Below are 8,847 nucleotides of genomic sequence, written 5' to 3'. Positions count from 1 at the left end.
AAGAATATGCGCATACTCATGAAGAAGAGTAAACAATCTCCCAGTAGCAGCCTCGGCATCACTGTGATTTATAAGAATAAAGGGATAACCCTCTATCCAAGCAGAAGCTCCTCGAATCTCGGAAGGTTCAAGTTTCATCTGAAGACAAAACACTCCCTGAGTTTCTATCCTTCCCCTCCACCAATTAAATGCATCTTCATAATCATTCCATTCAGCTCTAACATTTGGAGAAAAGCCAAGCCTCATTCGTTCAATTCTGGCTAATTCCATAGGGTCATCATAAGCAGAATACTGACCTTGCCTAATCTCTTTCTTTATTTCCACCCCTGCTTCTTTAATTATATGAACGATCATTTGAGCTTTCTCTAAAAAACGATGAAGCGTGCGCAATGAATTAGGACTTAACTCATCAGTATCTTTAGACAATCCCCTGAAACTAAGGGCATCATGTTCCCTTGGCACTTCATCGAGGAAAAAGTATCCAACAGGGCAGACATAGATTTCTGCTAATGTTTCGAGATGCTCGAGTTCAGGCTGGGAAAGCCCTTTCTCCCATTTTTCCAGTTCTCCTGCATCGATAGGCGTATAAAATTTCCCAAGTTTTCTTGATAGCTCCTCAACATCTTCATAGCTCATTTTCAGCCTTTCCCTTGCCCACCTTAATATTTCTACATTTGCCCAATTAGACATTTTCTCCTCCGATTTATAGAAAAGATACCCCCTTTGCTCACAATGTCAATCCTCCATCACCTCCCACACCCCCGCAAGCTCCTCATCCGTTATCCCCCAGATTTTCGCGGCAAGGATATCTATCTCTCGTTCGTAGCGTTTGATGCTCTCCTCATCCCCTGCCTCGGCTGCCTCGTGGCAAAGTCGCGAAAGCTCCGAAAGGCGAAGATGAATATCATTCGACGGGTCGAAACGGGGAATGGAAACTCTTTCTGGGATATGAACTCCAGCTAAGCCTCCACCTCCTCCAGAACTAAAAGAACTAATAGTAAAATCAATTAAATTTGTCCCAAGTATTGCACACAAAAAATATGCTTCTTCACGGCTTTCCAAAGGTATAAATGCAGTATTATGTTCTGGCAATATTATAGAACCACGAAACTCATGAACAACAGCAACTTTCATTCGTTTAGAAATCCAGCTCCACACCACCTTCCACTCCGCCATCGTGTATTCTCCAACGGCAAACATTGAGTAGAATGGTCCCCTCTCCATAAGAGCGCGAACAGAACTCGAAGCCCTCCGCCTGAGAACATCCTCAAACCGCTTCAAATAAGCGTAAGTCTTGGGATACTTTATCTTCATCTCCCGCTCAGGATAACCTATTCGCTTGATTGGGTCCTGAACCATTACTATGTGGCATGATGGCTTTGCGCGCCACCGCTGAACATCGCGCCCCCTCAGGAGCGGATACACGAAGTCGGGCTCAATAACCGCCTCAACCTGCTTAACTTTCTTTTTGCCGACATTGGCGAGATTGCGAATGAGAAGGTCACCGTTGGGAAGTTCTTTCAGAACCTCAATCCAATAGACACCATTGGCACCGCCGGTGTTAACGCCTTCAAATGCCTTGTAATCGCTTTTGCCGATAACTTTCAATATAGCGGGAATCGCTTTTTTGGGCGCCGTAAGCCATGGCGAGGTTGGGTTTTCGGGGTCAACAGGGACAGCATCCATTCTTATTCTTTTCACCCTCCTTTTCACCTCATCCAGCATCAGCTCCGGCGATATTTTGCCTCTGACAGCCTTTTTCCACACTATGTAAGGCACGGGGTATTTGAACGGTCGTGTCGATTTTTTGCACACAAAAACGGCGGTTCTGTTGGTGGCGCCCTCGAACGGCTGAAAATCGGACATGTCCGTAACCCGTAGAGGCTTTATATAACCTTTTCCCTCAGGCAATTTCCATCGTCTAAATCCTTGCCCCGCACCTTTTGTTTTGAACAAAGACTGAGTGATAACGAAACCAAGTTTTCCACCTTTTTTCAAATATTCATCCGCACAAACATATACAAAAAGCGATGACAGGTCTATTTTTGAACTTCCAAGCCTTCTTTGCTGACCCTTTATAGGAAACAATCCATAATGATGTTCATACAATGGTATCAAAGAATTTCTATACTCTTCGGGCAGACTTTCCCAGTTTATCCACGGCGGATTACCCGCAATAAAATCCACCTTCTCAACGAAAACTGGGGCGAAAGCATTCTTTATCACCCTTGCCCATACACCGTTTTTGCCTTCATTAGCAAGCCCCTTAAGCTTATTGTAAAGCTCAACATGAAGACCCTCGTTAACGACCTCTATCCCTCTATTTTTCAGCCTTTCTATGAACTCATCGGCAGAATATTCCCCCGAGATGCACGAATCCATTATGTCAGCATACTTACCAAGGATTTGCCTGCTCTCTGCTACTTCGCGAGGAATCCTTAAAGGGGTCTCAAACGGTGCTATTTTAAGCTCAAGAAACTGCTTTTTGAACAAATCCTCCCTTTGTGTTGGTGTAACCACGGAATCGCAAAGGTAAACTGGTATTTCAAAACCTCCCATAGCGCGGAGAAGCTCTCTTATTGCTATTATGTAGTTGGCTCTTGAGGCAAGCACAGCGAGGGGATTAAGGTCGAAACCGATAATGTTTTTTGTTATCTTTTTGACAAGCTCTTTTTTGCCGAATCCACATGTGTGAATGTTATCGTTATACCATTTCATAACCCTTTTTATAGCCATCACGAGGAAAGTCCCGCTTCCGCAAGCGGGGTCAAGGAGCCTTTTGTCGGGGTTTCCATCGTATCCTATTTCGTCGAGAACATATTCAGCGAGCCAATCGGGCGTGTAAAATTCGCCGAGGTCGTGCCTTACTTTTCGCGGCAGAAGTTCGTGATAAAGTTTTTTCAAAAGGTCCCGCGACTCCACAGGATTCGAGCTTATGGTGGTCGTATCATAATCCCCGAGTTTCGAGATAAGCATCCGCAAAGCATTGGAAATCTCGCTATCCCAGACATCCACATACCAAGAGAACAGGTTACCCTCGATAAAGTTTATATACCCTATGGAGCGCCATATTGAGCCATCCTCAAGTTCCCGAAATACTTCGCGCAGTCCCTCGCTGGTAGCTGCCTCGCTGCATTTGTCTATTATGGAAAAGCCTATCTTGGTGAACGCACTAATCACCTCCATAGCCAAAAGTTTCATAAAAATCGAGTAATATGTCTGAACGGAGAACAAAAGTTCAGCGGGTCGGGCACCTTCGATATGATATGTCCTTGCGAGCTCGTCGAGCTTGCCAGTTTTACCCTCTATATCGTAGCCACAAACTTCACCAAAAAGCAATTCCCATTGCTTAAAAAGCGTTTTCGTTTTTGGATGTTCAGTTCTTATTAGATGTTCGTAAAGTGCCTTAACACACTTAAGGGCGACATTACTTCCAGCACCGAAATCCTCAGCTAAATTGTTCGGAGTAAATTCCTTACCCCTTTCGGCTACTGATGCTATTGCTTCGAGAAGTCTTTTCACGAATTCAGCCGTGACGGGAAGAACTGTTACTTTATACTCACCCGACCGCCACCATAAATAAACTATCGTGTCACCATCCAATCCTACGCCAAAAAGTCTGTTAATCAACTCTAGATTTTCCCTTCTGAAAGCCTCGAATCGACTTTTAAGTTGCTGCACAACCGCCTTGGTCCCGGGAGCGTCAAGACTCGATGTTATCTTCTGGGTCGGGCTGTTAGGGTCCTTATACTCTATTAATACATCACCATATCTCGTATCGATTCTTCCACCGTCAGGTGTGGGCGCTTCGTTTCGCGCCTCGATATTCAAACCCGCCTCGCTAACGAATCTATTAAGGATACTGTTACAATACTGCCTAAGGTCTTCCTCACTTTTTGCTTTTTTCGCTGCTTCAAGAAAGGTCGTCGCTACAGTTATCGCATACCTATCAATTATTTTTTTGAGATGCTTTTTCCTTTCCATTGTGCACCAAAAGATAATTAAAAAATTCTGATTAAAAAAGCAAAGTTAGGCTAAATATTTACTCGCTTCGCTCCCTCTTTCGCAAGTTTATCCGCTTCGCGGTTTGCCTCTCTTCCTATGTATTCAACCTTTGCGCTCGCGAATTGACTCAAAAGTTTTATAGCATGCGCGTGCAATCCTTCAATGCTCTTGCTTTTGACTTTATACAAACCGTTTACCTGTTTTACCAGAAGCTGGCTGTCGGAGTAAACAGTGATGTGCTCTATTCCGCGAGTTTTTGCTTCCTCGAGGGCTTTTATTAGTGCTTTATACTCAGCCTGGTTGTTGGTGGCAAAACCTATCGGTTCGGAAATTCTAATAATTTTCGGGTTTGAGCGGAGCAAATCTTCGTTGTCTGCAATAAATATCAAAACGCCAATTCCCGCAGGACCGGGATTACCTATCGATGAGCCATCTATGTAAGCTATCGCGTGTTTACTTTTTCGCTTCACTAAGGATTTCCTCAAGTGAAAGGGACATAAGCTCGTTTAGGTCAACTATGATTCTTCCGCAATTCTGGCACACTATTATTTTCCCTGCGCGTATGTCCTGAATTATCTGCGGTGGTAATGCCTGCATACACCCGCCACAAGCACGGTTCACTATTCCAACGACCGCCACACCCTGAGTGCCGCGTCTTATTTGCTCGTATCGACGAAGAATCCTCTGGTCAACGAGGTTAGCGAGTCGGTCTCTGTCAGCCTTTATTTGCGCTATTATCGAGTCTATTTGACCCGCACTTTTCTTTATTTCCTCGATACGCTTAGTGTTTCTTTCTTTAACCTCTTTTGCTCGAACCTCAAGGTCAGCCACCTCGCGGGACAGGCTATCCTCCTCGTCCATAAGTATTATAAGCCGCTCCTCTATTTTTGCTATTCGCTCCTCATGAGCGGCTATCTCCGCCTGGACTGCATCGTATTCCTTATTTGTGGTGACTTTCATCAGTTTTTCCTGCGATTTAGCAAGTCCGTCGCGCTCTTCCTGAAGCTCTATCTCGAGCATGCTTATTTCTTTTTTCAGTTCCCTTAATTTTGTGCTTTTCTCCTCAAACTCTTTCTCAATCTCCACTATCTGGTCCTCAAGGGACTTGAGAAGCCCGGGAAAGAAGTCCTTGCGCATTTGAAGTTCGAGGAGCTTGCTATCGTATTCCTGAATTTCAAGGAGCAGCCTTAACATTTGTTTCGTATTAAGCTTGCTTTTTTGCATTCTCAGACTCCTTTATAGTTTACGCCATATGCCTCAAATACTCCCTTTGAGACTCAGAAACCTTCAACTCAACATTTTTTTCCGAAGCGTGCATCGCATCATCTAAAATTTTTAAAATATAATTCATAAGATTAATTTTCGCAGCAAAAATTCCAACCTCTATCGCAGCTATCTGATTATCGGCAAGAGCTACAGCGCAAGAATGAGGAATCTCGCCAGCAATAACGACATCAGTGCCTGAATCAAGAATGGAATCAATAATTTTTTCGACATTATCTGCCCAGAAAAGCACCCGCTGAACAAAGTTTTTCTCACTCTCTATAACTCGAATGCTGGCTCCAAAAAACTTTTGTCTGCATTCAGCAATAAGATTAGTCAACTTCATCGGGTAAGGAAGCATCCCGATAACGCCAAAACCAGCCGTTTTTGAATTCATATTGAGGGAGTAAACATCAACAGCGGGCTCCTCGTATGGATGGTACAAATTTATAGCTTCAAGCACTTCGTCAAGCAGGTGCTGAGGGACAATAGTTTCAAATCTCATCTCCTCAACTCGCTCGAACTTGCCGACTTCCCCTATGTAAGGTTCGCTTCCGGGCAAGGGTTTAAATGTGCCTTCGCCTTTGGCGGAAAAACTTGCGTGGCTATAGTTGCCTATGTAGCCAGCACCAATGTCGAGAATAGCTTTCCTGAATTTCTCGAACGCATCGAGAGGCACAAATACAACGATCTTGTACATTGGTTCAAAACAACTGGTCATACTGAACGCCTCAAATGACGCCCCGAATTCCTCCATCATAAAATAGCTGAATCCACTCCTTCCAAACTCGACATTCGAGGAAAGAGAATAGACAGCCAAACCGTTCTCGACAGCATGCGAAACTCGAGCATCGAGCCCTCTTATATCGAACAAGCTTTTCGTTATATAGGGCAGATGGAAGGTTATAAGCAGGTCGAATCCTCCCCTTATGGCCTCAAGAACAACTGCCATACTAAGATCAACAGCAAACAAGATTTTGTTCACGCTTTTATTAGCTTTACCGCATATTATTCCCGCGTAATCTCCAGGTATTGTGGCTTGAGGTGGGTATTTAAATTCGATAGATTTTATCGCTTCTGCCAGTGTCATAGTCCCTTAAATAAAAAAAGCACCGCCTTTGTGACGGTGCATCGAAAGACATTGGTGGGAGCCATATTACGCTTATTGTCTTTACGATGATTACATATTTTTCTTTTCCCACCTTTTGTTTCTTTCATTTTAGGGCAAATTAGTGGGAGAAATTTTGATGTCAAGGAAATTGTTGAATAAGACGGGAGGTTTTGTTTAGAAATATGGGCGATAGTGGACTCGAACCACTGACCTCTTGCATGTGAGGCAAGCGCTCTACCAACTGAGCTAATCGCCCACAAAATAATTTGGACCCACCAGGACTCGAACCTGGAACCAAGGGATTATGAGTCCCCTGCTCTACCAATTGAGCTATGGGTCCACTTAATTTATAAAGAACACCACCCTAATTGTCAAGATTAAAATTTATTTTGTATAGTGAAAAGTAAATTAATGAACATGAATCCTCGTTACCATCCTGCTCCTGCAATATGGCTCAGAAATAGTTTCAACGGTTATGCTGGTGCTAAGCCATATATCAGTGCCTGGTGGGCAATCTGCCCTAAGAGTATAGCAAACGGTATATGTGGTCTCGGGAATCATAAAGTGTTTAAACAGTGTATCACCCGAAATAACTCTTAAAGGCAACTCAGCGCTGAACCTAACTTTTACGGTGCATCCGCTATCAGGAAAAATACAGTCCTCACATAGAGGCGCCCAATACTCGAAACAGAGGTCAAAGCTTTCCCCCGATTCAACTGAGGATTCAGGCTGAACTGTCCGCTCAATTTCAATGCAAATTTTCGGTCCAACAGTGCGAGCAGGGCATCCATAAAAGGTGAGCAAGAAAAATGCTATCACTAACAGTGCGCCAGCAAATGACACCAGATATTTTGACTTATTACCTCGGAACATAGATTTTACCATCGTTTGTCATAAGGAACCAATATCCGCTCCCGGGGCGAAGAGTATCTGGAACTATGTATGCCCCCGAGCTTACATCGTATTCAAATATGTTCATTAAAGCTGTGCCCTCTACGCCTATATCCGCCACACCTACCGCGACTGACGGACATCCCAATATATTCCAGCCACGGCTTACATACATCACATACTTTGGATACCTTGCCCCCACAAATATCACAATCGTATCAGCAGGACTGTTAACACAATAGCCCATTCCAAAACGAACTATGTCTGGAATCAAAAAGCTTCTCGTCCCTGTGTCGAACTCGTATGGACCGTAAACTGCATCCCTGAAAATAAATTCTCTAAACGGCTTCGGAGACCTTAATGGCAGCGAGATAATATTCCATCCAGCATAAACAAGAATCGTATCAACCCACAACCGCGGCAAATCCCAGCTTATGGTTAGCGTTTCAAACGGCTCGGCGAAATATTCAGTGTCGGTCCGCATGTCAAGCCAGCCATTAAGTGTGTAAAAACCGACTCCAAGGGCATCTCGGCTCCAATGCACATGAGTCGACTCCGGATGCTCAATCACAAGCAACCACTGATTGGGTGCTATCATGTCTCTTATATCACGATACAGCCTCGTTACTGACGGATGAGCTGAATCCTCTATCTGGAACCAGACATTAACGCTTCCCGGCGGCGGCGTAAGATGGAGCAGGTCAACCCACGGGTCAAATCCATCTGAGGCAGCATAGCTTGCGCCAAAGGTAATCTCACCGTGCGAATCACCACCTATATCATCAACATGAACTGTCACGAGCCACGGATTAACCTTGTAGTTCACCCACACTATACCATCACGCCAGTAAACCGTCGCAAAGTGAGCGGAAGCATCCACTATGTTTATAACGGAAAAGTCGCCAGCGTTCGTTCGACAACTCACATCGAGATGCAGAAAACCAGCCACACCGGGCACAATACTCACTCTCGTCGACCAGAAAAATTCTATCTGCCACTGTGTTCCCACTCTCCGCATTATTGCTGAATCTGCAGCAGGCGAAATGGCAGATGAGAACGAGACCGGACGGATAACAGCTGTATCAACCTCAAATTTTATTAAAAGCCTGTCTATGTTGCAATCTGCGGAATCCACGAAAAGCGGCACTATTGTGCGCCGACACGGATTAGCCAATGTATCACCGAATGAGAGGGCAATAAACCCGTGAGGCAAAACGCGAATATAGCATGTATCCCGCCCCCAGTTGCAGAAAGAATCTCTTGCCGCTACTACGATTTCTACACTATCGCACTCGGTATCTTCCGGGATAATCAAATCGAATGCTGTATCGGGCACGACGAATGCTGTCTCACTTCCGCATAAGTCGACCATAACCGAACACGGGTCATTCGCCCAGAACATGTCCTCAACATGCCACGAGATGTGCACGGTATCGCTCGGGAAAAACGCCGAATCGGGACAATCAATTCTGACGCGGGGCGGCCTGGAATCAAGGGGTCCGATATAGTAGGCTGTGTCCGCTATGGAATAACCCGAGGACTCGGGCGCGAGGCTGTAGTAGAGCCAGGAGATAGGG

The 8,847-nt window shown here is 44.8% G+C and carries 7 protein-coding genes and 2 tRNA genes; all 9 read right to left on the bottom strand.

The window, feature by feature from the left end; all coding sequences use genetic code 11:
• A partial coding sequence (locus J7J62_00165) for an ImmA/IrrE family metallo-endopeptidase (GenBank protein ID MCD6123576.1) occupies positions 1-690 on the bottom strand: 690 nt, incomplete at its 3' end.
• A 45-nt stretch (positions 691-735) separates the two neighbouring features.
• Positions 736-3,984: an N-6 DNA methylase gene (locus J7J62_00160; protein MCD6123575.1), complete on the bottom strand. Its 3,249-nt coding sequence runs from the start codon at positions 3,982-3,984 to the stop codon at positions 736-738.
• A 50-nt stretch (positions 3,985-4,034) separates the two neighbouring features.
• On the bottom strand, positions 4,035-4,451 hold the full coding sequence (locus J7J62_00155; protein MCD6123574.1) for a ribonuclease HI family protein: 417 nt from the start codon (positions 4,449-4,451) through the stop codon (positions 4,035-4,037).
• Between the two features lie 7 nt (positions 4,452-4,458).
• Complete coding sequence (locus J7J62_00150) at positions 4,459-5,229, bottom strand: hypothetical protein (GenBank protein MCD6123573.1); 771 nt, start codon at positions 5,227-5,229, stop codon at positions 4,459-4,461.
• A gap of 19 nt (positions 5,230-5,248) precedes the next feature.
• Positions 5,249-6,358: a Nif3-like dinuclear metal center hexameric protein gene (locus tag J7J62_00145; protein ID MCD6123572.1), complete on the bottom strand. Its 1,110-nt coding sequence runs from the start codon at positions 6,356-6,358 to the stop codon at positions 5,249-5,251.
• A gap of 204 nt (positions 6,359-6,562) precedes the next feature.
• A tRNA-Val gene (locus tag J7J62_00140) sits at positions 6,563-6,635 on the bottom strand.
• 11 nt (positions 6,636-6,646) lie between these two features.
• Positions 6,647-6,719: transfer RNA gene (locus J7J62_00135), tRNA-Ile, on the bottom strand.
• A 68-nt stretch (positions 6,720-6,787) separates the two neighbouring features.
• Positions 6,788-7,252, bottom strand: a complete 465-nt coding sequence (locus J7J62_00130; GenBank protein ID MCD6123571.1) for a hypothetical protein — start codon at positions 7,250-7,252, stop codon at positions 6,788-6,790.
• The coding region (locus J7J62_00125; protein ID MCD6123570.1) for a hypothetical protein at positions 7,239-8,847 on the bottom strand (1,609 nt) is incomplete at its 5' end. The genes J7J62_00125 and J7J62_00130, both read right to left, overlap by 14 nt.

This window comes from bacterium, from assembly GCA_021159335.1.
Lineage (GTDB): Bacteria > UBP14 > UBA6098 > B30-G16 > B30-G16 > JAGGRZ01.
This window is presented reverse-complemented; position numbering and strand designations above follow the sequence as displayed.